Source organism: Streptomonospora halophila, assembly GCF_039542725.1.
Taxonomy (GTDB): domain Bacteria; phylum Actinomycetota; class Actinomycetes; order Streptosporangiales; family Streptosporangiaceae; genus Streptomonospora; species Streptomonospora halophila.
This window is the reverse complement of record NZ_BAABIK010000017.1, coordinates 82495-105912: the sequence shown is the minus strand read 5'-3', so window position 1 is coordinate 105912 and position 23418 is coordinate 82495. Positions and strand designations below refer to the sequence as shown.

At 73.3% G+C, this 23418-nt stretch carries 21 protein-coding genes and 3 tRNA genes; 20 read left to right on the top strand and 4 right to left on the bottom strand.

Going from position 1 to position 23418, the window contains the following annotated elements:
- Positions 1–452 precede the first annotated feature (452 nt).
- The 9 genes from ABEA15_RS15690 (at position 453) to ABEA15_RS15650 (ending at position 10972) form a co-directional block, all read left to right on the top strand.
- Positions 453–1193: a TIGR03936 family radical SAM-associated protein gene (locus tag ABEA15_RS15690; protein WP_386699709.1), complete on the top strand. Its 741-nt coding sequence runs from the start codon at positions 453–455 to the stop codon at positions 1191–1193.
- Positions 1194–1346: 153 nt separating this feature from the next.
- Positions 1347–4307, top strand: a complete 2961-nt coding sequence (locus ABEA15_RS15685) for an Rne/Rng family ribonuclease (RefSeq protein ID WP_345557197.1) — start codon at positions 1347–1349, stop codon at positions 4305–4307.
- 275 nt (positions 4308–4582) lie between these two features.
- Positions 4583–4903: a 50S ribosomal protein L21 gene (rplU, locus tag ABEA15_RS15680; RefSeq protein WP_344146703.1), complete on the top strand. Its 321-nt coding sequence runs from the start codon at positions 4583–4585 to the stop codon at positions 4901–4903.
- 14 nt (positions 4904–4917) lie between these two features.
- Complete coding sequence (gene rpmA, locus ABEA15_RS15675) at positions 4918–5184, top strand: 50S ribosomal protein L27 (protein WP_344146706.1); 267 nt, start codon at positions 4918–4920, stop codon at positions 5182–5184.
- 138 nt (positions 5185–5322) lie between these two features.
- Positions 5323–6687 (top strand): GTPase ObgE, encoded by a 1365-nt coding sequence (gene obgE / locus ABEA15_RS15670; protein ID WP_345557196.1) that lies wholly within the window; start codon positions 5323–5325, stop codon positions 6685–6687.
- Between the two features lie 162 nt (positions 6688–6849).
- Positions 6850–7986 carry a glutamate 5-kinase gene (proB, locus tag ABEA15_RS15665; protein WP_345557220.1) on the top strand — a complete coding sequence of 379 codons (1137 nt, stop codon included), beginning with the start codon at positions 6850–6852 and terminating at the stop codon, positions 7984–7986.
- Positions 7987–8091: 105 nt separating this feature from the next.
- Entirely contained in the window at positions 8092–8358 is a 267-nt protein-coding gene (locus ABEA15_RS15660) for a hypothetical protein (RefSeq protein WP_345557195.1), read from the top strand.
- Between the two features lie 358 nt (positions 8359–8716).
- Complete coding sequence (locus ABEA15_RS15655) at positions 8717–10021, top strand: glutamate-5-semialdehyde dehydrogenase (RefSeq protein ID WP_345557219.1); 1305 nt, start codon at positions 8717–8719, stop codon at positions 10019–10021.
- Positions 10022–10147: 126 nt separating this feature from the next.
- Positions 10148–10972 (top strand): SAM-dependent methyltransferase, encoded by an 825-nt coding sequence (locus tag ABEA15_RS15650; RefSeq protein ID WP_345557194.1) that lies wholly within the window; start codon positions 10148–10150, stop codon positions 10970–10972.
- Between the two features lie 80 nt (positions 10973–11052).
- On the opposite strand, the gene ABEA15_RS15645 is transcribed toward ABEA15_RS15650, so the two are convergent.
- Positions 11053–12123 (bottom strand): M48 family metallopeptidase, encoded by a 1071-nt coding sequence (locus ABEA15_RS15645; RefSeq protein WP_344146718.1) that lies wholly within the window; start codon positions 12121–12123, stop codon positions 11053–11055.
- Positions 12124–12330: 207 nt separating this feature from the next.
- Here ABEA15_RS15645 and nadD point away from each other — a divergent pair, with 207 nt between their 5' ends.
- The 6 genes from nadD (at position 12331) to ABEA15_RS15615 (ending at position 16596) form a co-directional block, all read left to right on the top strand.
- Positions 12331–12984, top strand: coding sequence for a nicotinate-nucleotide adenylyltransferase (gene nadD, locus ABEA15_RS15640; protein WP_344146721.1), 654 nt, complete (start codon positions 12331–12333; stop codon positions 12982–12984).
- A 27-nt stretch (positions 12985–13011) separates the two neighbouring features.
- The gene (rsfS, locus tag ABEA15_RS15635) at positions 13012–13434 is read left to right on the top strand and encodes a ribosome silencing factor (RefSeq protein ID WP_344146724.1); all 423 of its coding nucleotides are present in this window, start codon (positions 13012–13014) and stop codon (positions 13432–13434) included.
- A gap of 85 nt (positions 13435–13519) precedes the next feature.
- A complete protein-coding gene (locus ABEA15_RS15630; RefSeq protein WP_345557193.1) occupies positions 13520–14146 on the top strand; it encodes a histidine phosphatase family protein in 627 nt (208 codons plus the stop codon).
- Positions 14147–14267: 121 nt separating this feature from the next.
- A tRNA-Ala gene (locus ABEA15_RS15625) sits at positions 14268–14340 on the top strand.
- Between the two features lie 663 nt (positions 14341–15003).
- On the top strand, positions 15004–15591 hold the full coding sequence (locus ABEA15_RS15620) for a helix-turn-helix domain-containing protein (RefSeq protein ID WP_345557192.1): 588 nt from the start codon (positions 15004–15006) through the stop codon (positions 15589–15591).
- A gap of 132 nt (positions 15592–15723) precedes the next feature.
- Positions 15724–16596 carry a class I SAM-dependent methyltransferase gene (locus ABEA15_RS15615; protein WP_345557191.1) on the top strand — a complete coding sequence of 291 codons (873 nt, stop codon included), beginning with the start codon at positions 15724–15726 and terminating at the stop codon, positions 16594–16596.
- Positions 16597–16729: 133 nt separating this feature from the next.
- Here ABEA15_RS15615 and ABEA15_RS15610 read toward each other — a convergent pair whose 3' ends face one another.
- Both ABEA15_RS15610 and ABEA15_RS15605 read right to left on the bottom strand, forming a co-directional pair.
- Entirely contained in the window at positions 16730–17692 is a 963-nt protein-coding gene (locus ABEA15_RS15610; protein WP_345557190.1) for a phosphatidylinositol-specific phospholipase C, read from the bottom strand.
- A 624-nt stretch (positions 17693–18316) separates the two neighbouring features.
- Positions 18317–18610: a GroES family chaperonin gene (locus ABEA15_RS15605; RefSeq protein ID WP_344146913.1), complete on the bottom strand. Its 294-nt coding sequence runs from the start codon at positions 18608–18610 to the stop codon at positions 18317–18319.
- Between the two features lie 141 nt (positions 18611–18751).
- Here ABEA15_RS15605 and ABEA15_RS15600 point away from each other — a divergent pair.
- Both ABEA15_RS15600 and ABEA15_RS15595 read left to right on the top strand, forming a co-directional pair.
- A tRNA-Ala gene (locus tag ABEA15_RS15600) sits at positions 18752–18824 on the top strand.
- A gap of 288 nt (positions 18825–19112) precedes the next feature.
- Positions 19113–19373 carry a hypothetical protein gene (locus ABEA15_RS15595; RefSeq protein ID WP_345557189.1) on the top strand — a complete coding sequence of 87 codons (261 nt, stop codon included), beginning with the start codon at positions 19113–19115 and terminating at the stop codon, positions 19371–19373.
- Between the two features lie 99 nt (positions 19374–19472).
- Here the strand turns inward: ABEA15_RS15595 and ABEA15_RS15590 are convergent, their stop codons facing one another.
- On the bottom strand, positions 19473–21044 hold the full coding sequence (locus ABEA15_RS15590) for a DHA2 family efflux MFS transporter permease subunit (RefSeq protein ID WP_345557188.1): 1572 nt from the start codon (positions 21042–21044) through the stop codon (positions 19473–19475).
- 610 nt (positions 21045–21654) lie between these two features.
- On the opposite strand from ABEA15_RS15590, the gene ABEA15_RS15585 reads away from it, so the two are divergent.
- The 3 genes from ABEA15_RS15585 to ABEA15_RS15575 all read left to right on the top strand — a co-directional run bounded on the left by ABEA15_RS15585 (position 21655) and on the right by ABEA15_RS15575 (position 23331).
- Complete coding sequence (locus tag ABEA15_RS15585) at positions 21655–22500, top strand: NAD-dependent protein deacetylase (protein WP_425579401.1); 846 nt, start codon at positions 21655–21657, stop codon at positions 22498–22500.
- Between the two features lie 217 nt (positions 22501–22717).
- Positions 22718–23008, top strand: coding sequence for an RICIN domain-containing protein (locus ABEA15_RS15580; RefSeq protein ID WP_345557187.1), 291 nt, complete (start codon positions 22718–22720; stop codon positions 23006–23008).
- Positions 23009–23258: 250 nt separating this feature from the next.
- Positions 23259–23331 (top strand) — tRNA-Ala (locus tag ABEA15_RS15575).
- Positions 23332–23418 lie beyond the last annotated feature (87 nt).

Here is a 23418-nt window from a genome sequence, read left to right as displayed (position 1 = left end):
GGGTGGCGCCGGAGGTTTGCACTGCTGCGAGATTTCCTCGAAGAAATTTCTGGCCGGAGTGTCGTCGCAGGTCAGCGCGGAGCACGGGATGAGGGGTCCGGACGGCGCCCGCGCGAGCGAAGCAGGGCGAACGCTTTTCAACCGGTCAGTGGGTGGGAACAGCACATACGTGGGTGATCCAGATCGCGGCGCGGTGGCGTCCCGGTGTCATCGGGTCATCCGCCCAGTGGAGGTCCCGCCCCGCACCGCTGGCGCGGGTCCCTTGGCGGGCACCGTAGTCTGAAGTAGGACGTGAATCTCCCAGGTGGGTGAGTCAGGGAGGAATCGGCTGGCCCACCGGGGAGTTACCGAGGAAAGGAGAAGCGCTGCCCCCCGCAACCGAGGGCACCACCCCGCCCTCCACCGGACGCCCCGGACCGCGGCTGCGAGTCCGCTATACCAAGCGCGGCAGGATGCGCTTCGCGAGCCATCGCGACATCGCCCGCGTGCTTGAGCGGGCGCTGCGCCGGGCCGGTGTCCCCGTCGCTTTCTCAGCGGGGTTCACGCCGCACCCGAAGATCTCCTACGTCAACGCCGCCCCGACCGGGGTGGCCAGTGAGGCGGAGTACTTCGAGATCACGCTGGCCGAGCCCGTTGCGTCCGACGAGGTCCGCGTCCGGCTCGACGACGCCATGCCCGACGGGCTTGACGTGGCCGAGGTCGTGGAGGCGGCGGCGCCGGGCGGTCTTGCGGACCGCCTGGAGGCGTCGGAATGGCGGGTGGAACTGCCCGGCGTCGGCCCCGACGGCGCCGCGGAGGCGGTGGCCGCGTTCAACGCGGCCGATACCGTCGAGGTGGAGAGGTCCACGAAGAAGGGCCTCCGCCGCTTCGACGCCCGGGCGGCCGTCCTCCACCTGGAGGTGGACGGGCGCGCCACACGGGGTGGAGACGAGACATATGCCATACTTCGGATGGTCGTCCGGCACACGACACCTGCCGTACGACCGGACGACGTGGTGAAAGGCCTTCGTCGGGTGGCCGACCTCGCGCCGCTGTCATCGCCTGTGATGACCCGGCTGGCGCAGGGGCCGCTCAGCGACGGGTCCGACGCGATCGCCGATCCGCTCGCCGCGGATGCCCAGGCCGACGCGGCCGGACTTGCGATGGAGACATCGCGGCCGAACCCGCCCGCGCGGAGCGCGCCCGATGCGTGAGCTCCTTTGGGGACGCGGGCGGCCCGAAACGACTTTCCCCGGCCAGCCCGGTAAACGGCTGCCGGCGACGACATAGCGACGACAGTCCGCGCGCGCAGCGGCCGAAGCCTTGCGCCCAGGCCGCGCCCGCGGACTTGACGGGAGACCGCCCGGATGCTCGACAACGAGCCCAGCACCGGTGCCGACGGCACCGAGGGCACAACTGAAACGACTGAGGCCGCAGCGACACCCGCGTCCCAGGCCGCGACCTTCGCACCGCCGCAGGAGAGCGAGGTGAAGGTCAGCGGGCCGGTGCGCCGCAGCGGCGCGCTGCGCTCGGCCGGCCCGCCGCCCGAACCCGAGCCGGTGGCGCCGCCCGAACGCCCCCTCACCACCGTCGCCGGCCAGTCGGCGCTGGAGGGCGAGGCCGCGGCCCCCGACGCGGAGCCCGCCGCCGCGAAGGACGCGGCTTCCGACGAGGAGCCGCAGGCGGAGGAGCCCGCCCGCAAGCGGCGCACCCGCGCCCGCAGCACCGGCGCGCGCTCGCGCGCCGCCGCCGTTCCCGCCGAGGAGGCCGGAACGGCCGCCGAAGCGGCCGACTCCGCCGGCGCGGAGGACGCGGCCGAGGACGAGCCCGCCTCCTCCGGTGGCGGTGCGGGAGTCGCGCCAGAGGCCTCCGAGTCCGGCGCCTTCCAGTCGCCGATGGTGCTGTTCCAGCCGCCGGTGGCCCCCGCCGCACCGGAGTCGAAGGTCCGCAGCAACGGCTCGGCGCCCGAGCGGTCCGAGACCGCCTCCGAGGCCGACGAGGCCCGCCGATCCGAGGACGACGAGGACGTCCAGAGCGCCGACGACGAGGACGACGGCGACGACGAGCGCCCCTCGCGCCGCCGCAGGCGACGCGGCGGCCGCGGCCGCGGCCGCACCCGCGCCGGCGAGGAGGACGGCGAGTCCGGAGCCGAGGACGACGATGACAGCGCCGAGGCGCGCACCGAGGAGGCCCCTTCCGGCACCTCCTCCGCCGACGCCTCCTCCGCCGACGAGGAGTCCGACGACGAGTCGGCGGCCGGCAGCCGGCGGCGCAGGCGCCGACGGCGGCGCTCCAGCGGCGACGGCGAGGACGCCACCCAGGACGACCCGCCCAACACGGTCGTGCGGGTGCGCGAGCCGCGCAGCGGCAAGGCCGCCCAGGACGAGGTCCAGGCCGTCAAGGGCTCCACCCGGTTGGAGGCCAAGAAGCAGCGCCGCCGCGAGGGCCGCGAGCAGGGCCGCCGCCGCGCCCCCGTCATCACCGAGTCGGAGTTCCTGGCCCGCCGCGAGTCGGTCCAGCGCGACCTGGTCATCCGGCGCACCGGCGAGCGCACCCAGATCGCGGTGCTGGAGGACGACGTCCTCGTCGAGCACTACGTCGACCGCGCGACGCACAAGTCCTACGTCGGCAACGTCTACCTGGGCCGCGTGCAGAACGTGCTGCCGTCGATGGAGGCCGCATTCGTCGACATCGGCAAGGGCCGCAACGCCGTCCTCTACGCCGGTGAGGTCAACTGGGACGCCTCCGGCATGGAGGGCCAGCCCAAGCGCATCGAGTCGGTGCTCAAGTCCGGCCAGTCGGTGCTGGTGCAGGTCACCAAGGACCCGATGGGCCACAAGGGTGCCCGGTTGACCAGCCAGATCAGCCTGCCCGGCCGCTACCTGGTCTACGTGCCCGACGGCTCGATGACCGGCATCAGCCGCAAGCTGCCCGACAAGGAGCGCGCGCGCCTCAAGCAGATCCTCAAGAAGGTCATGCCCGAGAACGCCGGCGTGATCGTGCGCACCGCCGCCGAGGGCGCCAGCGAGGAGGAGCTGGAGCGCGACATCAACCGGCTGGCCAAGCAGTGGGACTCCATCAAGCGCAAGTCGCGCTCGGCCGGCGCCCCGTCGCTGCTCAACAGCGAGCCCGACCTCACCGTTCGGGTGGTGCGCGACGTCTTCAACGAGGACTTCGCCAGCCTGGTGGTCTCCGGCGACGAGGCCTGGGACACCGTGCACGACTACGTCGAGTACGTGGCGCCGCACCTGTCCGAGCGGCTCTCGCACTGGACCGACGAGCGCGACGTGTTCGCCGCCTACCGGATCGACGAGCAGATCGCCAAGGCGCTGGAGCGCAAGGTCTGGCTGCCCAGCGGCGGTTCGCTGATCATCGACCGCACCGAGGCCATGACCGTCGTCGACGTGAACACCGGCAAGTTCACCGGCCAGGGCGGCAACCTCGAGGAGACGGTCACCAAGAACAACCTGGAGGCCGCCGAGGAGATCGTGCGCCAGCTGCGGCTGCGCGACATCGGCGGCATCATCGTGATCGACTTCATCGACATGGTGCTGGAGAGCAACCGCGACCTGGTGCTGCGCCGCCTGCTGGAGTGCCTCTCGCGCGACCGCACCAAGCACCAGGTCGCCGAGGTCACCTCGCTGGGCCTGGTGCAGATGACGCGCAAGCGCGTGGGCCAGGGCCTGCTGGAGGCCTTCTCGCACAGCTGCGAGCACTGCGGCGGCCGCGGCCTGACGGTCTCCACCGAACCCGTCGGCGCCAAGCCCGCCGGCGGCAACGGCAACGGCGGCGGCAGCGGCGGCGGTCGCAAGAAGAAGGGCAAGGGCGACAAGGACCGCGCCGACCAGTCGGCCGCCGAGCCGGCCGAGCCCGCGCCCGAGGCGGCCTCCGACCCCGCCGACCTGGAACCCGCCGCGGGGGCCGCCGCCGCGGCCGAGGCCGAGGACGCCGTCGAGGAGGCGGTGCCCGCGAAGGGCAAGCGCGCCTCCGGCAAGACCGCGGCCAAGTCGAAGACGGCCTCCGCCGCCAAGTCCGGCACCAAGTCCGCGGGCCGCAAGACCACCCGCCGGACCAAGAAGGACGACGCCGCGGCCTCCGCCGAGGAGGCCGACGCCTCCGCGCAGGACGGCGAGGCGCCGTCCGCCGGCTCCGGGACCGAAGCCTCCGGCGGCGCGGCTTCGGCTCAGGCCGGAGCCGACGCCGGATCCGAGTCCGGCGACGAGGCGGCCGACTCCGAGAACTCCGCCGAGCAGCGCCCCCGCAGGCGCCGCACCCGGCGGACCAAGACCACGACCGCCGCCGAGTCGGCGGTGGCCGAGGCCACCTGAGCAGGGTCGGCGGCATCCGCCGCCGCGCGGACCGGCCCGCGCAGGGCCGGTCCGCGCGCCCCGCGCGCGAACGTGCGAGCGTGCCGTGCCCCGGCCGACCGGTGGTAACCTAGAAGACGGTGCGTCGGCGCGCCCCCATCGTTCGCGCGCCCGAGACCTACTTCTCGACCTTGCGCCGCCGCGGTGTGAGCGCGCTGGTCGAAGGTCGATTTTGAGCGCATTTCCGCCCCCGCTTCGGCGGGGCTGGTCCACACGAGCAGGAAGAGAGTTCCCCGGTGTACGCGATCGTGCGAGCGGGCGGCCGACAGGAGAAGATGGCTGTCGACGACGTCTTGACCATCGACAAGGTCTCCGATGAGGCCGGCGCCACCCTTACCTGGGAGCCGCTGCTTGTCGTCGACGACGGCAAGGTCATCAGCGACGCCTCGGAGTTGAGCGGCTACGCCGTCACCGCCGAGGTCCTCGGCGAGGCCAAGGGCCCCAAGATCAACATCGTGAAGTACAAGAACAAGACCGGCTATAAGAAGCGCATGGGCCACCGGCAGCAGTACACCCAGGTGCGCGTCACCGGTATCGCGTCGAACAAGAACAAGTAGGGGAGGGGCGCGAGATGGCACACAAGAAGGGCGCATCGTCCAGCCGGAACGGCCGCGACTCCAACGCCAAGCGGCTCGGCGTCAAGCGCTTCGGCGGCCAGTCCGTCCGGGCCGGCGAGATCCTCGTCCGCCAGCGCGGCACCCGCTTCCACCCCGGCGACAACGTCGGCCGCGGTGGCGACGACACCCTGTTCGCGCTGGTCGCGGGCGAGGTGGAGTTCGGCACGCGGCGCGGCCGCAAGGCCGTGAACATCGTCCCCGCCCCGGTCCCCGCGGAATAGGGCCGGCGGCGCGGAAGCTGACGCGTAAGGCGGGCCAGGTCGACTGGCCCGCCTTACGCGTGTACTGAGCCCGGCCCGCCGCGGACCTCCGCAGCGAATAGGCTGGTCGGGCAGGAGAATGTACGGGGGAGAGGACACATGCCTGACTTCGTCGACGAAGCGGTCTTGCACATCAAGGCCGGTGACGGCGGGCACGGTTGCGCCTCCGTGCACCGCGAGAAGTTCAAGCCCCTGGGCGGCCCGGACGGCGGCAACGGCGGCACCGGCGGCGACGTCGTCCTGGAGGTCGACCGCAACACCGCCACGCTGCTGGAGTACAAGCGCCGGCCGCACCGCCGCGCGCAGAACGGGACGCCCGGCCAGGGCTCGCACCGCTCCGGCAGCGACGGCGAGGACACCGTGCTCCCGGTGCCCGACGGCACCGTCGTACTCGATGCCGGGGGCGAGGTGATCGCCGACCTCGTCGGGCCGGGCACCCGCCTGGTCCTCGCGCGGGGCGGCAACGGCGGACTGGGCAACGCGGCCCTCGCCTCGCCCAAGCGCAAGGCACCGGGCTTCGCGCTCAAGGGCGAGGCCGGCGAGGCCCTGGACGTGCGCCTGGAGATCAAGACGATCGCCGACGTGGGCCTGGTCGGGTTTCCCAGCGCGGGCAAGTCGTCGCTGATCGCGGCACTGTCGGCGGCACGCCCCAAGATCGCCGACTACCCCTTCACCACCCTCATCCCCAACCTCGGCGTGGTCGAGGCCGGCTCCACCCAGTTCGTGGTGGCCGACGTACCCGGGCTGATCCCGGGCGCGAGCGAGGGCAGAGGACTGGGACTGGCGTTCCTGCGCCACGTCGAGCGCTGCTCCACGCTGGTGCACGTGCTCGACTGCGCGACCTTCGAGTCCGACCGCGATCCCCTCAGCGATCTCGACGCGCTCGAAGCCGAGCTGTCGGCCTACGGCGAGGCCGCCGGCATCGACCTCACCGACCGGCCGCGCATCGCGGTGCTGAACAAGGTGGACGTGCCCGACGGGCGCGAGCTGGCCGAGATGGTCGCGCCTATGCTGCGCGAACGCGGCCTGCGCGTCATCGAGGTCTCGGCGGCGGCCCGCGAAGGCCTACGCGAGCTCTCGTTCGCCATGGCCGAGCAGGTCGAGGCGGCCCGCGCCGCCCGGCCCGCGCCCGAGCCGAGCCGCGTCGTGCTGCGCCCCCGCGAGATCGGCGAGGCGCGCTTCGAGGTCGTGCCGCTGGGCGCCAACACCTTCCGGGTGCGCGGCAGCAAGCCCGCGCGCTGGGTGCGCCAGACCGACTTCGCCAACGACGAGGCCGTGGGCTACCTCGCGGACCGCCTGAACCGGCTCGGCATCGAGGAGGCGCTCGCCGAGGCCGGCGCGGCCGAGGGCGCCGAGGTCTACATCGGCGACGAGGAGGACTCCGTGGTCTTCGACTGGGATCCGTCGATCGACGCCGACGAGACACCGATCGGCCCGCGCGGCACCGACTCCCGGCTGGGTTGAGGGCGCGGGGCGCCACACGCGTCCCGGTCCCGTGTCGCGCGGGGTATGGGTGGCCCGGCCGCCGATACGACCGATACCCATGGAAAGAAGTGCGACGTGCGCAACGCACCGTCAGATCCGTCATCGTCCGAAGGGAACGACGCGCTCGGCGAGCGTACCGAACTGACCCGCGCCCGGCGGGTCGTCGTCAAGGTCGGCTCCTCCTCGCTGACCTCTCCCGAGGGGACCATCGACCGCGACCGCATCGCCGAGCTGGCCGACGTCCTCGCCGAGCGCCGCGCCGCCGGTACCGAGGTGGTGCTGGTGTCCTCGGGCGCCATGGCCGCGGGCATCGCCCCGATGGGGCTCACCGCGCGCCCGCGCGACCTGGCCACCCAGCAGGCCGCCGCCAGCGTCGGCCAGGGGCTGCTGGTCGCCCACTACACCGCTGCCTTCGCCCGCCACGGGCTCACGGCCGCGCAGGTGCTGCTGACCGTCGAGGACATGATGCGCCGCGTCCAGCACCGCAACGCCCAGCGCACGCTGCGCCGGCTCCTGGACATCGGCGCCATGCCCATCGTGAACGAGAACGACACGGTGGCCACCCACGAGATCCGCTTCGGCGACAACGACCGCCTCGCCGCGCTGGTGGCCCACCTGCTGCGCGCGGACGCGCTGGTGCTGCTCTCCGACGTCGACGCGCTCTACGACGGCGACCCCTCGCGGCCCGGCGCCCGCCGCATCCCGCGCATCGCCGATCCGGCCGACCTCGACGGGATCGACATCGGCGGCGCCGGTCGGCGGGGGGTGGGCACCGGCGGCATGGTGACCAAGGTGGCCTCGGCCCGCATCGCCAGCGACGCGGGCGTGCCGACGGTGCTGAGCTCGGCGGCGGACGCGCGCGCCGCGCTGTCGGGCGCGAGCGTCGGCACGCTGTTCGCCGCCCACGGGCGGCGGCGGCCGTCCACCCGCCAACTGTGGCTGGCCCACGCCACCGCGGCGCGCGGCAGCGTCGTGCTGGATCCGGGCGCGGTGCGCGCGGTCGCCGAAGGGCGGGCGTCGCTGCTGCCGGCCGGTGTGGTCAAGGTCGAAGGGGACTTCTCGGCCGGCGATCCGGTGGACCTGCGCGACGAGGACGGCACCGCGATCGCCCGCGGGCTGGTCAACTTCGACGCGGGCGAGATCCCCGACCTGATGGGGCGCTCAACCCGCTGGCTGGCGCGCGAGCTGGGGCCCGGGTACGAGCGCGAGATCGTGCACCGCGACGACCTGGTGCTGCTGGGCGCGGTGCGCGAGCGGGCGCGGCGCGGCCCCGAATAGCGCGCCGCGGCCCGGGGGAGCCTCCGCTTCGCAGGGCCGCATCGGGGCACCCGATCCCGCGCGTTGCCCCGGGCCTGCGGCGATCCCCCAGTAGGGTGTCGGGCTATGAGGTCCACCACGCACGAGTTCGACACCGAGCTGCGCCATGACGGCCGCGTGGTCACGCTTGGCGCGGTGACGTACCGGGGCAGGACGGTGCTGCCGCCCGGTCCCGACCGCTTCGCGCCGCTGCGGCGGTGGGCGCAGGACCTCGCCGACCAGCTCGGCGGCCCGGTGACCTGGCGTGCCAGCTCCGAAGGGGACGTCGTGGAGGAGGGGACGGTGCACCCCGCCGGGCGCACCGTCGAGGAGAAGCCTGGACTGGGGCGCTGAGAACGGAGTGCACCTGCGCTCGCGGGGGCCGTGGGCCCGTTCCTTGGGGAGGAGAGGGTCTTCTATGCCGTCCGCCGGCGCCTCAGAGTCTGCGAGCGCTCTCCGCTCCGCACTTGGAGCAGTGGAACTTGCGGTCCCCTCCTAGGACCCAGTCGTGTTCACCACCGTTGGGACATGCCGACATCGACACCACCTAAGCTCTAGCTCGAGCGATCTGGCGCCGTCACCGTACCGGCTGCGCAGGGCGGTTGTCCGGAGAACGAGGAAGAACGGCCGGCTCTCCGGCGGCCGGGAGCGGCCGCCGCCCGTCGCCGCGGGACCGGTTCGCCGCCGACCGCCGCGGCGGGGCCCGGCTAGGCTGGAGGCGACATCCTGCCCCCCGACAACCTGGGAAGCGACCAGCACCATGAGCGATACCGAGCGCGAGGTCCGCGCCGGCGCGGAACGGGCCCGAGACGCCGCGGCCGACCTCGCGCCGCTGAGCCGGGCCGTCAAGGACGAGGCGCTGCTGGCCATGGCGGAGGCCCTGGTCTCCGAGGCCGAGTCGATCGTGGCCGCCAACGCCGAGGACGTCGAGCGCGCCCGCGCCGGCGGTGAGAGCGAGGCGATGGTCGACCGCCTCGCGCTGACCGCGGAGCGGGTGGGCGCCGTCGCCGACGCCGTCCGCGACGTCGCCGAGCTCCCGGACCCCGTGGGCGAGGTCGTGCGCGGCGCCAGCCTGCCCAACGGGCTGGAGCTGCGCCAGGTGCGGGTGCCTCTGGGCGTCATCGGGATCATCTACGAGGGCCGCCCCAACGTCACCGCCGACGCCGCCGCCCTGTGCCTCAAGAGCGGCAACGCGGCGCTGCTGCGGGGGTCCTCCTCGGCCTACTCCTCCAACTCCCGCATCGTGGAGGTGCTGCGCGGCGCTCTGCAGAAGACCGGCCTGCCGGCCGACGCCGTGCAGCTGGTCCCCGGGACCGGCCGCGACTCCGCGCAGGCGCTGATGCGCGCCCGCGGCCTGGTCGACGTGCTCATCCCGCGGGGCGGGGGCTCGCTGATCCGGACCGTGGTCACGGAGTCCACCGTCCCGGTGATCGAGACCGGCGAGGGCAACTGCCACGTCTACGTCGACGCGTCCGCCGACACCGAGATGGCGCTCGCGGTGGCGGTCAACTCCAAGACGCAGCGGCTGTCGACCTGCAACACCGCCGAGACCCTGCTCGTGCACACCGCGGTCGCCGACCGGTTCCTGCCGCGGGTGCTCGCGGCGCTGCGCGACCTCGGTGTGACCGTGCACGGCGACGACCGGGTGCGCGGGTACGACGACAAGGCGGTGCCGGCCTCCGAGGCCGACTGGGCCGCGGAGTACCTGTCGGCGGACCTGGCGGTGAAGGTGGTCGACTCGCTGGACGACGCGCTCGCCCATATCCGCCGCTACTCCACCGGGCACACCGAGGCCATCGTCACCGACTCGCAGTCGGCGGCGCGCAGGTTCGTCTCGCTGGTGGACGCCGCCGCGGTGATGGTCAACGCCTCCACCCGCTTCACCGACGGCGGCCAGTTCGGCTTCGGCGCCGAGATCGGGATCTCCACGCAGAAGCTGCACGCCCGCGGCCCGATGGGCCTGCCCGAGATGACCTCGACGAAGTACGTGGTGACGGGCGAGGGACACCTGCGCTGAGGCCGGTGCGGCGCCGCCCTGGTCCCGTCCCCTGCGGCGGGACCGGGGCCCGCGACGGCACCGAAACGTCCGGTTGACGCTACGATGCCCGTGTACACGGCGATACAGCGTTCAAGGAGCCCCGCTATGCCTGACTCCAGGCCCCCGCGCAACCCCAACGGCTCCGCCGGATTCGACACCGGCGTCCCCACTGCCGCGCGCGTCTACGACGTGATGCTGGACGGCAAGGACAACTACGACATCGACCGGCAGGTCGCGCACGCGAGCCTGGAGGTCATGCCCGAGCTCAAGCAGATCGCCGTGCACAACCGGGAGATCCTCCACCGGGTCGTGCGCCACCTCGCGGCGGACGAGGGCGTGGACCGGTTCCTGGACCTCGGTTCGGGGCTGCCGACCGCGCGCAACACCCACGAGGTCGCCCAGGAGGCCAACCCCGAGGCGAAGGTCGTCTACGTCGACATCGACCCCCTGGTGGCGGCGCACGGGGAGGCGATCCTGGGCGGCGACGCGAACACCGCGGTGGTCACCGCCGACATCCGCCGGCCCGCTGAGGTGCTGACCGCCCCGGACGTCCGCGCGCTGGTCGAGTCGGACCGGCCGGTGTGCGTGATGCTCTGCGGCATCCTGCACCACCTGCTCGACGAGGAGGACCCCCGGGGGATCGTCGCCGCGCTGGCCGATGCGGTGCCGTCCGGGTCGTTCTTCTTCATCACCAACTTCACCCGGCTGGGCGACGCCCCCGCGAGCGAGGAGCTGGAGCGCGTCCTGCTCAGCCAGCTCGGCACCGGGCGGGTGCGCACCCCCGCGGAGCTGGAGGCGTTCTTCACCGGCCTCGACCTGCTGCCGCCGGGGGTGGTGCCGCTGCCGCTGTGGCGGCCCGAGGGCATCGTGCGCGACAGCACGTCGGTCGCCGCCCGGTTCATGACCGGCGGTGTGGCCCGCAAGCCCTGACACGTCCCTGACACACCGCCGCGGGCGCCGGACGTCCGGCGCCCGCGGCGGCGCGCAGAACGCGTTTGCCGACTCCGGTCCTAGGACGAGGAGGAGGCGCTGTCGTTGTTGTTGTCGCCGTTGCGCCGGCCGGCGCGGTTCCAGCGCTCGGCGACGGTGTCGAAGATGCGCCCGCCGGTGTTGGCGGCGGTGCCGGCCACGTCGCGCAATGTGCCCACCAGCGGGTCCTCAGAGCGCTCCCAGGACTCGCGGTAGGAGTTGGCGGCGTTGCGGGCTTCGGCGCCCACCGAGGCCTCCCGGTCGCCGTCGCGGCGCGGGAAGTCGCCGTCGATGATGCGCTGGTAGGAGCCGTCGTCGATCCACCGGCTGAGCTCGGCCAGGCGGATGACCGCGAACGGGTGGGTCTGGCCCATGAGGCTGAGCAGCTTGATGAGGCTGTCGCGGGCGTCGCCCCCGCGCTCGTAGTCGCGGGCCTGCTCCATGAAGGAGTCGGGGTTCATCTCGGCCAGCCGCGAACCGCCGGCCAGCTTCATCAGCGCCCGCTTGGCGGCCTCGGGGTCCTGGCCGGCCAGCAGGCCCGCGCGGTCGCAGGACAGCTCGGACTTGCGGTACCACTCCTCCAGCGCCGTGACGATCGCGCGGATGCCGATGTAGCCCAGCGGGATCCAGGCGACCCGGGCGGCGAGCCGGATCAGGGCCAGCAGCATGGTGCGGTAGACGGCGTGGCCGGACAGGATGTGGCCGACCTCGTGGCCGACGACGAACCGCTGCTCCTCGGGGTCGAGCAGGTCGAACAGCCCGGTGGTCATCACGATGAACGGCTTGCTGCTGCCGATGGCCATCGCGTTGGGCCGCGGGTTCATCTGGATGTAGAGCTCGGGGACCTCGTCGAGGTCGAGGATGTAGGCGGCGTCGCGGACGTAGTTGTGCACCTCCGGGAACTGCTGCTCGTTCACGCGGACTGCGCTGGACAGGAACATCAATCGCAGCGCGCGTTCGTTGAACAGGCCGGAGAGCCGCTTGAAGATCTCGTCGAAGCCCCGCAGGGACCGCAGCGCGACCAGCGCGCCCCGGTCGGCCGGGTGCTCGTATGCTCGGGAGCTTATGTTTTCGAGTCGTACGCGGGCGCGGTCTGGAGCGTTGGTGGACATATCGGCATGCTATGCCTCCGGGATGCGCGATGCCACGCTTCCGCGCATCGAGATATGACGCGATTTTCCGCGGGCCCCGGGTAGTGGTCCCGAAGGCGCAGGTCCCTGTCGGCTAATGTCGGGACGGACCAGACGAAAAGGGGAGGTCCGGCGCCGTGAAGCCCCGGTTTGACGGCCGTCGGCCACACGCAGGAAACGGAGCGGTACGTGCGCAACGAACCGGCGGGGGCCCCCTCCAGCGCGGAGCACAGGCGCAGGAACCCGCGCCGCGTGGGCGTCATGGGCGGTACGTTCGACCCGATCCACCACGGGCACCTGGTGGCGGCCAGTGAGGTCGCCCACCTGTTCCACCTCGACGACGTGGTCTTCGTGCCCACCGGGCAGCCCTACCAGAAGGACCTCACCCAGGTGACCTCCGCGGAGGACCGCTACCTGATGACGGTGATCGCCACCGCGGAGAACCCGCAGTTCAGTGTGAGCCGCATGGAGATCGACCGGGACGGGCCGACCTATACGATCGATACCCTGCGCGAGATGCGACAGATCCACGGCTCCGAGGTGGAGCTGTTCTTCATCACCGGCGCCGACGCCCTGGGCGCTATCCTGAGCTGGCAGAACGTGGACGAACTCTTCGATCTTGCGCATTTCGTAGGCTGTAACCGCCCCGGACACCGGCTCACCGATCCCGGCCTGCCCGACGGAAAGGTCAGTCTCGTGGAGGTCCCGGCCCTGTCGATCTCCTCCACCGAATGCCGGGAGCGCGTCCGCAAGGGCGAGCCCATCTGGTACCTGGTACCCGACGGCATCGTCCGCTACATCAACAAGACCGGGCTCTACCTCGACGACGCGACGGCGGGGTAGCCGCCCGAGGGAGGCAGCTGCTACATCGTGTCCGCCACTGACCGGGCCGTGGGGCTCGTGAACATCGCCGCCGAAGCGGCCGCAGACAAGCTCGCGCAGGAGATCGTCGCCTACGACGTCAGCGACCAACTCGTCATCACCGACGCCTTCGTGCTGTGCTCGGCGCCCAACGACCGCCAGGTGCGCTCCATCGTCGAGGAGGTCGAGGACCGCCTGCGCGACCGCGGAGGGGTCAAGCCGGTCCGCCGCGAGGGCGAGCGCGACGGGCGCTGGGTGCTGCTCGACTACGCCGAGATCGTCGTGCACATCCAGCACGAGGAGGAGCGCGGGAGTTACGGGCTGGAGCGGCTGTGGAAGGACTGCCCGCGCATCACGCTGCCCGAGACCGCCCGCGGCCGCGACCGCGAGGCCGCCGGCGACGAGGGCGCCGACGGCGCCGGCCCCGCGTGAGCGCGCCCCGCATCCCCGTGCGCCGGGCGCCCGTGATCCGCGCGGAGTGCGGGCGCACCCGCGACACCCTCGGCGAGGGGCGCCGGTGAGCCCGACCCGCCGCGTCGTCTGCTGGCGCCACGGCCAGACCGAGTGGAACGCCGAGAAGCGGTTCCAGGGACAGACCGACATCGCCCTCAACGAGCGCGGGACCGCTCAGGCGCGCCGCGCGGCGGGCCTCCTGGCACGGCTGCGGCCCGACGCGGTCGTCTCCTCCGACCTGCGCCGCGCCGCCGCCACCGCGCACGCGCTGGCCGAGGAGACCGGGCTCCCGGTCACCTTGGACAAGGGGTTGCGCGAGCGCTTCGGCGGCCGGTGGGAAGGCCTGACCACCACCGAGATCCGCGAGCGCTGGCCCGCGGAGGACGCCCGCATGGAGCCGCCCGGTGGCGAGGCCCTCGACGCCGTGGGCGAGCGGGTGCAGGACGCGATCGAGCGCGCCCTGGCGCTGGTGCCCGAGGACGGGCTGCTGGTGGCGGTGGGCCACGGCGCAGCGCTGCGTGCCGGGATCAACCGCATGCTCGGCCTGCCGGCCGACCGGAGCCAGGTGCTGGGCCCGCTGGGCAACTGCTCCTGGTCCCTGCTGGGTCCGCTGCGCTCGGGCGGTTGGCGGCTGCTGGAGCACAATGCGGCGAGCCTGCCCGAGAGGCGCACACTCAGCGACGACCGCTGAGCCGCGCCCGCCCCGGCTCCGGCGGCCGGGGCCGGGACGGGCGCTTTCGTTTCGACGAGTGCGCAGGATTCCGCTACAGTCGGTACCGCCGCCGCGCTCGCCGGGGCGACGGTACCGACACGGGGCTATGGCGCAGCTGGTAGCGCGCCTCCATGGCATGGAGGAGGTCTGGGGTTCGAATCCCCATAGCTCCACCCGAAAGGTCCTACCGGAACACGCGCCCGAACGAAGGCCGCGGAGTAGGACCGCGACATCCGGCGGCGAGTAGGGGCCATCCGCACCGCGGGTGGCCTTTTCGCTTGCGGCCTGAGGGTCACTCGCGCCGACCCGCTGGAGTCGGCCTGCGCAGAGCACTCCGAAGGGCTCCCGGCGCCGTCGGCCCCGTCCACCGCTACGGGGGCGGCGCTCCTCGGGCCGCGGAGGGCGATGTAGACGAACAGCGCGCCCATGACGGCGGCGCCCGCCCACATGGCCTGCTGCCAGCCGTCGACGAAGGGCTGCTGGGCGGCATGGACGGTCTGCCGCGCGTGCGGGCCGGTGCCTCCCGAGGCGCCCCGATGGTGTCGAAGGGATGGGCCGAGCGCTCGCGGGAGTCGGGCACTCAACCGACGGAGCAGCAGGGCGCGGGGGAGGATGCGGGTCCGGTGGCGAGGACGCCGACGGGCGTGTCGCGTACCTTGCGGCCGGGGCGGTTCGGGGCCGTGTCCACGGCCTCACCGGGCGGTGCGTCGCTCGCGCGCGCGGACGTCCGCCCAGCCATGTCCTCGTCCCCTTTCCGCCGTGTCGGCACCGGCCGCTCCGGGCCGTCTGCCTTCGACGTAAAGCGCGGTTTGCATTGCAGGCATACCATATCGCCTATGACGCAAGAAGATGGTGCGCTGGACGGCCTCGTACGCAAACGCATCCGCGCCCTGCGGGTCGCGCAGGGCTTGTCACTGGAGGAGCTGGCCAGCCGCGCCCACCTCAGCCAGTCCTCGCTGAGCCGCATCGAGAGCGGCAAGCGCCGCCTGGCGCTGGACCAGCTCGTCGCTCTGGCCCGCGCCCTGGACACCAGCCTCGATCAGCTCGTCGAGAACGCCGCCGAGGATGTCGTCATCAGCGCCATGTCCCACGGCACCCACGGTCTGAGCTGGCCGATGAAGGGCGACCCCGCCATGAGCGTCATGCGTCGGCGGCTGACCGAGGCGCCGCCCGACAGCCCCTCCAAGATGCGCGCCCACCCGGGTCGGGAATGGCTCGTCGTGCTGTCCGGCGCCGCGATCCTGATGCTGGGCCACCGCCGCTTCCGCATCGAGACCAACCAGGCCGCCGAGTTCCCGACCATGCTGCCGCACGCGATCGGCGCCGAGGGCGGCCCGTGCGAGATCATGTTCGTCTTCGACCGCGACGCCCGGCGCGGACATCGCGAGCCCGACGAGCGGGGCGAGAACGGCGACAGCCCGTAGCCGCACCGGCGCCGCCGACCCGCCCCGTCCCACACGGGTGCCCCTTGCGCGCCCGGCAGCAGGCCGGGCCATCGCTTTGCGTTTCCCGCAAGAAGTTGTGCCGACCGCGCATGACGTGCCTAGTCTGGCGGTATGACGCATACACACGCCCCGCACGAGGGCCACCATGAGCACGGTCGGCACCAGGAGCACGGAGCCGACAGCGGGCAGGCGGAGCTCCTCGACCTGGACGCGGACCTCCTCGCCGAGCACATCGCCGCCATCGCCAAGTGGCTGCCACTGAAGAGCGGCCCGCGCCGGATCGTGGACCTGGCCTCCGGTACGGGTGCGGGCACCTTCGCGCTCCTCGAACGCTTTCCCGAGGCGCACGTCACAGCCGTCGACGCCTCGTCCGGACACCTGCAACGGCTGCGGGAGAAGGCGTCCGCCCGCGGCGTGGGCGAGCACGTGCACACCGTGCCGACCGACCTCGACGACGCCGCCTGGCCCGACCTCGGAACGCCCGACCTCGTGTGGGCGTCGGCCTCCATGCACCATATGGCCGACCCCGACCACGCCCTGCGCACCGTCCGCGACCTGCTTGCGCCCGACGGCCTGCTCGCCGTCGTCGAGTTGGCCGGCCCTCCTCGCTTCCTGCCCGAGGACGCCCCCGCTGACCGGCCCGGCCTGGAGGAGCGCGTGCACGCCGCGGCCGACCGCCTCCACGCCGAGCACGTGCCCCACCGCGGCGCCGACTGGGGGCCCATGCTGACCGCCGCCGGATTCGCGGTCGCAGGAGAACTCACCGTCGCCGTCGACATCGACGGGTCCCGCAACGCGGCGATCGGCCGCTACGCCCTGGGCGTGCTGCAGCGCATCCGCGGGGCCGCCGCCGCGGAGCTTGCGGCGGAGGACCTCACAGCGCTCGACCGGCTGCTGGACGCCGACGGTCCGCACAGCATCCTGCGCCGCGGCGACCTGGCGATACGCACCGAGCGCACGGTCTGGGCCGCGCGCCGCGGCTGACGCGGCGTCCGGGGCGAATCCGCCGGCCCGGCCTCGTCCGCCGACGGTCACGGGCAGTTCGGCACGCGAGGGCGGGTCGGGGGGCGTAGCGGGGCGACGACCGCGGGCGCGGCACACCGCGCCCGCGGGCCGCTCAGCCGGGGTTGCGGGCGATGACGGCCTCCACCAGATCGGGCCCGGGGAAGTCGGCCATGACGACCCCGGTGCGCTGCGTGCCCCCGGCGGCCAGATAGTCCAGCGCGCGCGAGTTCATGCCCTCGACCCCGAGAGCGCCGTAGGCGATCGAGGAGGGCAGGGCGCCGCCGGAGGCGCTGAGGTGGTTGACGTAGAGCACGTCGGAATCGCCCGCGGCCGTGCGCTCGAAGTGGGTGCGCGCGGCGTCCCACTTCTGCGGGACGTGGAAGAGGGTGGGCAGGTCGTAGTCGTCCTGGATGTCCGTCCACTCCCCGTTCCAGCGCGGGCCGTAGGCGTGGCCGGAGCCGAAGTCCTGGAGGATGACGATCCGGCCCCGCACCTCGCCCAGGGTCGGGATGCGCCCGCCGTAGCCGGCGTCCGGCCGCCACAGGTGCTCCCGGAGCCGGTCGCGGGTCTGCGGGTTCTCCTCGATGTAGGAGTCCAGGGTCTCCTCGTAGCTGCGGGTGTTCTCCTCGGCGGTGTGCTCCTGCTTCAGCCGCATCAGGACCGTCTCGCCGGGATGCGCGCGCAGGAAGTCCGTGGCGGCGACGACGACGTCGGTGAAGTTCGCGTGCAGGTACTCCGCGCCGTGGTGGATCGGGAACGCGTCGCGGTAGTGGCGGGTGCGGATGTCCAGGGCCCGAACGCCGGCGTCGAGCTGCTCCGGCAGCGGGCTCTCCTGGGTCTGCGAGACGGGCGAGGCGTCATAGGCCATCGTGTCGTGCGTGCCGGGGACGGAGAGCGCGGCCAGGCTGGTGCTGTCGGGGAGCCGGCTCATCCAGTCGGGGTTGGACGCCAGATGCAGGTCGCCGCTGTGGCGGGTGTCGGCGAGGGCGGGCGAGGCGGGCATCGCCGCGGTCAGCGCGGTCGCCAGTGCGGCCAGGACGGTGACGACGCGGGTGCGCCGGGGCACAGGGGGCATGGGCAATCCTCCGGGGCAGGGGAGGGGACGGGGGAGGCGCTCGCCGCGTCGCGTCGGCGCGGGAGAGCGCGATAAGGATGCCACGCTCGCCTGTGCGGCGGTCAAACGCGGTGGTCGCGGCGCCCGCCGCCGATGCCGGGGACTTCGCGGGCACTCCCGGCCTCGGGGAGCGCGCCGTCTCAACGTTCGGCGCGGTCACCGGGGCGCGCGTGTCGCCTATGTCACAGTCGCTCCACGCGCAGTGCGGTGCACGAGGAGACCGCGCAGACGGACGAGCCGGGCGGACGCGCCGGCGCCGGACTGCGCCGGCCCTTCGCAACAGTGCGGATGTCGGCATCGCGGCGGCGGAGCCGCCGCTACCGCGCGCCGGAGGAAGGGCACCCGGTCTTCATCGGTGCCGTGCCTTCTCCGAGCGGGAGCCGGGACCGGCGGGCTCGGCCCGCCCTGGGCCGACCGCAGCCGCGGCCGGGCGATCTCACTCCCTGAGCGGCTCCCGCGGGCGCGGAAGCCGCCCGCCGGTCGCTGCTCGGCGAGACGGCCGTGGAGGACCGAGGGGAGCGCGCGGGACGGCTGCGGGCGAGGGGGCAGCCGCCCGCGGCCGGGCGCCCCCGCCTGCGGCCGCGGTCAGAGGTAGAGTCCGGTGCCGCGCTCGGGGTGCTCGTTGGCGACGGCGTGCACGTCGCGCTCGCGCAGGACCAGGTAGCGCTCGGCCTGCAACTCGACCTCGCTCTGGTCCTGCGGGTCGAACAGCACCCGGTCGCCGGTCTTCACGTGCCGAGCGCCCGTGCCCGCTCCGCAGACCTCGCCCCACACGAGCCGGGTCGCCATCTTCACGGTCTCGGGAATCACCAGGCCGGCGGTGCTGCGCCGTTCGCCCTTCTCGGGGATCTCGCGCACCAGCAGGCGGTCGTGCAGCATCTGGATCTCAAGCTTGGATTCGGGCACCAGTCCAGCTTATTGCGCTTCGCCCGGTTGCAGCTTCGCGGTGCCCCGTGCCCGGGGCCACGCACCGGCGGCGGCGAGCCGCCCTCGGCAGGTGGTATAAAGGGGAGCACACACGGGGCTATGGCGCAGTCGGTAGCGCGCCTCCATGGCATGGAGGAGGTCTGGGGTTCGAATCCCCATAGCTCCACACAAGTCGAGAGAATCGAGACCTGCCCTGTCTGGTGACGGGGCAGGTTTTTTCTGCGTGCAGGTCGTCGGCCGCGTCGCCGTTGACCTGGGCGCTTCCGGCGCCGCCGGGCGTGCGACGGGGCCGGCGGCGAGGGTGGCGGGTCAGGTGTCCTCGCCGCGGGCGGGCTGCGGCGCGTCCTGTGGCCCGGCGTGCGCGGGCCGGCTCTACCGCTCCGCCGCCGTCCCGGGTGCCGGTCCCGACCTGCCGCCGGCCCGGCGCCCCGACGGATTGGCCGGTCAGCCCGGTATGCGCGCGCCGCACCTGGCCGTGCGGGTCGACGGCGCCGAACGCTCGACGCTCGACGTGTTCCAGCGCGGCTGGGTGCTGCTCGCCGAGGACGAGCGCTGGTCCGGCGCCGCCGCCCAGGCGGTCGAGGAGCAGGGCATCGCCGTCGAGTTCGTGCGCATCGGCGCCGATGCGCGGCCCGGCGACCCGGGTGCGGCCCTGTCGGACGCCATCGGCGCCGCGGCGTCGTCCTCCGCCCGCGCGGCGGCGCTCGGCGCCTGAGGACGGCCCGGGGCGGGCGCCGCGCACCCGGGAACGATGGCGGCAGGTCCCCGCCCCGGCCGGGCCGCGGGGTCCCGCGGCCCGGCCGGGGCCGGGCGGTCAGGCGTTCTCGTCGCGCACCGGCAGCGGCGCCGCGCCTTGGGGCTCGGCGGCCGCGGGGTCCTCGACTCCGGCGGCGGGCGGTGGCCCGCCGCCGCCGACCGGCGCGGACTCCGCAGCGGCGGCGGGCCGGCGTACGAACAGCGCCGTGACCACCGCGAGGACGCCGATGCACCCGGCGACCATGAACGCGGTGCGCAGGCCGGCGGCATCCGGCGCACCCGCGGTGGCGCTGGCGAGCGCGGCGACCGTGACGAAGACGGCGGTGCCGAACGCGCCCGCGACCTGCTGCAGCGTGGTGAGGATGGCGCTGCCGTGGGAGGTGAGGTGGTCGGGCAGGGACCCGAGCGACTCCGTCATCAGCGGCGTCATCATCAGCCCGAGCCCGGTCATCAGCACCACGTGGATGGCGACCACCGCGGCCAGCGGCGAATCCGGCCCCAGCGCGGCGAACAGCCACAGCGACACCGCCATGGCCAGGGCACCGGGGATCACCAGGGGCCGGGCGCCGAACCGGTCGAACATCGCCCCCACGGGGCGGCCGAGCGCGCCGAGGACCAGTCCGCCGGGCAGGACGGCCAGCCCGCTGACGAACGTCCCGGTGTCCATGACGGTCTGCAGGTACAGCGGCAGCAGGATCGACGCGACCCCGAGCAGGCACATGAACAGCAGCCCGGCCAGGATCAGGGCGACCACGAAGCTGCGGTTGGTGAACGGGCGCAGGTCCAGCAGCGCGCGGTCGTGGCGCTGGAGCCGGAGCTGGCGCACCACGAAGACGACCAGCGCGGCGACGCCGACCACGACCGCCGACCACGGCGGCACCGGGTGCTCGCCGCCGCCGGACTCGCCGATGGAGGACAGGCCGTAGAGCAGTCCGCCGAACCCGACGGCCGACAGCAGCACCGAGAGCACGTCCAGCGGCACCGCCCTGGTGCGGCTGTCCAGGCGCAGCCAGACGGCCCCGATGGTCAGCGCGCCCACCGCAAGCGGCAGGACCAGCCAGAACATCCAGCGCCAGCCCAGGCCGGCCAGCACCGCGCCGCCGATCGTGGGGCCGAGCGCGGGTGCGACGGCGATGACGATGGTGATCGTGCCCATCGTCGCGCCGCGCCGGTGGGGCGGAACCAGCCGCATCACCGAGGTCATCAGCAGCGGGATCATCACCGCGGTGCCGCACGCCTGCACGACGCGTCCGACCAGCAGCGTCGCGAACCCGGGGGCGAGCGCGCTGAGCAGCGTGCCGAGGGTGAACATGCTCAGAGAGGCCAGGAAGATCTGGCGCGGAGTGAACCGTTCGAGCAGGAAGCCGGTCGTGGGGATGACCACGGCCATGGTGAGCAGGAACCCGCTGGTCAGCCACTGCACCGTGGTCGTGGAGACATCGAGGGCGAGCGTCAGGTCGCGCAGCGCCACGCTCAGGATCGTCTCGTTGAGGATCATCACGAACGCCGAGGTGACCAGCACGCTGATCAGCAGGCCGGATCGCGGGTGCGGAGGGGCCTGGTCAGCCTGGACAGGAGGGTCGGGGGGACCGGGTGACTCCCCGGGCGTCGTGGTCGCGGTGTCGGTCATCGGGCATACCTCGTCAGCTGCCGGTCAGGCGGATGGGGTGGTGGGGTCGGCGCCGCTCGCCGGAGGCGCTCGGCGGGCGGACGGGCGCTCAGGCTGCGCGTTGCGCGCGTGCGCCTGTGCGCGTACCGGAGGACTCCAGGACGGCGGGTCGCAGGACGTGGAGATCAGGGCGGGCCGTCGCGGCGGGAACACGGGCCGGCGGCTCGGATTCAGCCGAGTGCGGGGCGAGCCGCGCGGGGCGGTCGGCGGATGAAGCGCCGAGGCGCGCCCGGCGTCTCGGGGCCGCGGCGTGCTCCCGGTCGGTCACGATCGTCACCCGCTTCCCCCGTCGGCGTGCGGCTTTGCGGGCTGCCGCGAAGCCTCACCCTCGCCCATCCGCCGCGCTGCGACACACGCGCGCGAAATGCGCATCCGTGGATAAGTCAGACAGGCGGCCGCCACTCACGGTAGCATTCGGGCAAGTCAATTGCCTGAAAATTGCGATGGCCTCCCCCCGAGACATGGGACACAAGGCCGCGCCGGGTTTCCGCCGTCCTGCCCGGACGGCCCGCCGTCCAGGACGCACCGGCCGGCGCGGGCGCGTCAGGTTGAAGGCGCATACGCTCGATGCGTGACCGACACGCTCGACACCGACGACCTCACGACCGCGGTCGCGCGGATGCGCGCGGTGCTGGGCCGGGGACCGGTGGTCGCGCTGACCGGGGCCGGCGTCTCGACCGACTCGGGAATCCCCGACTACCGGGGGCCGGACTCGCCGCCCCGCAAGCCGATGACCTACCAGCAGTTCGTCGGCGACGCGGACTTCCGCCGCCACTACTGGGCGCGCAACCACGTCGGCTGGCGCCACGTGCACGAGACCCGCCCCAACGACGGCCACCGGGCGCTGGCCGAGCTGGAGGCGGCCGGCGTCGTATCCGGGGTCATCACGCAGAACGTGGACACCCTGCACGAGGCGGCCGGCAGCAGGTGCGTCCTCGACCTGCACGGGCGCTACGACCGCGTGGTGTGCCTCGCGTGCTCCGCGGTGACCACCCGCGACCGGCTGGCCGAGCGCCTCACAGCGCTGAATCCCGGTTTCACCGGGGGAGTGGACGACGTGGAGATCGCGCCCGACGCCGACGCGGTCCTGGCCTCCACCCGGGGCTTCACGGTGGCCGACTGCGCCGGCTGCGGCGGCGTCCTCAAGCCCGACATCGTCTACTTCGGCGAGAACGTGCCCCGGCAGCGCGTGTCCGAGGGTTACCGGCTCGTCGACGACGCCGAGGCGCTGCTGGTGGCGGGGTCGTCGCTGACCGTGCTGTCGGGCCGCCGCTTCGTCAAGCGCGCGGCCGAGCAGGGCAAGCCGGTGGCGATCCTCAACCGGGGGCCCACACGCGGCGACCGTCTCGCCGCGCTCGCCGTGGACGCGGGATGCTCGCCCGTTCTGCGGGCGCTGGCATCCGCCTACCAGCGGTGAAGCAGCGCCTTGAACACGGAGCGTCGAACACCCCTTGACGCCCCGGTGTGTGAGCGCTCACACTAACGCGAAACCGGGGCGGCTCCGTGACCCGGCGCCACGCGACCCCTCGTCCGCTTTCGAAGAGGACCCCGCGGCGCGCAACGTTAGCGCTAACAATCGCTCGCCCGTCGCCTCGACAGGTCATCCCCCACTCGGCCGCGAAGGAGCTTCCCCCATGGCCCGGCACCGAGTCCCCCTCCTGCTTCCGCTCAGCGCCGCGCTGCTGCTGACCGACTGCAGCACCGAGGACGGCGCCGACGTGCGCCAGTGGTCGTGGCTGGACAACACCTGCCAGCGCTTCCGCATGGTGCTGCGGGACTCCGGCGGCTGGGTGAGCGTCGCCAACGCCAACAGCGGCAAGGTGCTCGACGTGGAGAACTGCGGCGCGGCCGCGGGGACGAACGTGCGCCAGTGGTCCTGGCTGGACAACGCCTGCCAGCAGTGGCGCCTGGAGCCGACCGCCTGATGCACCGCCCCCTCGCTCGCCTGACCACCTGACCGTCTGACCACCCACGTGAGCACCTGACCGGCCGTCCGCCCGTCCGCCCGGCCGCACGACCGCCGCGCACAGCGCACGAGACCGCCCCCGGAAACCGCGGCCGCCGCCCGCCCTCCCCTCCACCCGCGGGCGGCGGCCGTTCCGGGGCGCCACGGCCGGCAGGCGTGCGCGATGGACCGAGGCACTCCCGGTATCCGCTAGAATGAAAGACGCATCAGGGGCTATGGCGCAGCTGGTAGCGCGCCTCCATGGCATGGAGGAGGTCTGGGGTTCGAATCCCCATAGCTCCACTCGACTCCGAGACGACTCTGCTCGCGCGTGACCGCGCTCGCGGGGTCGTCTCGTTGTTTCTTCTGGGGGGCGGCCCCCCAGACCCC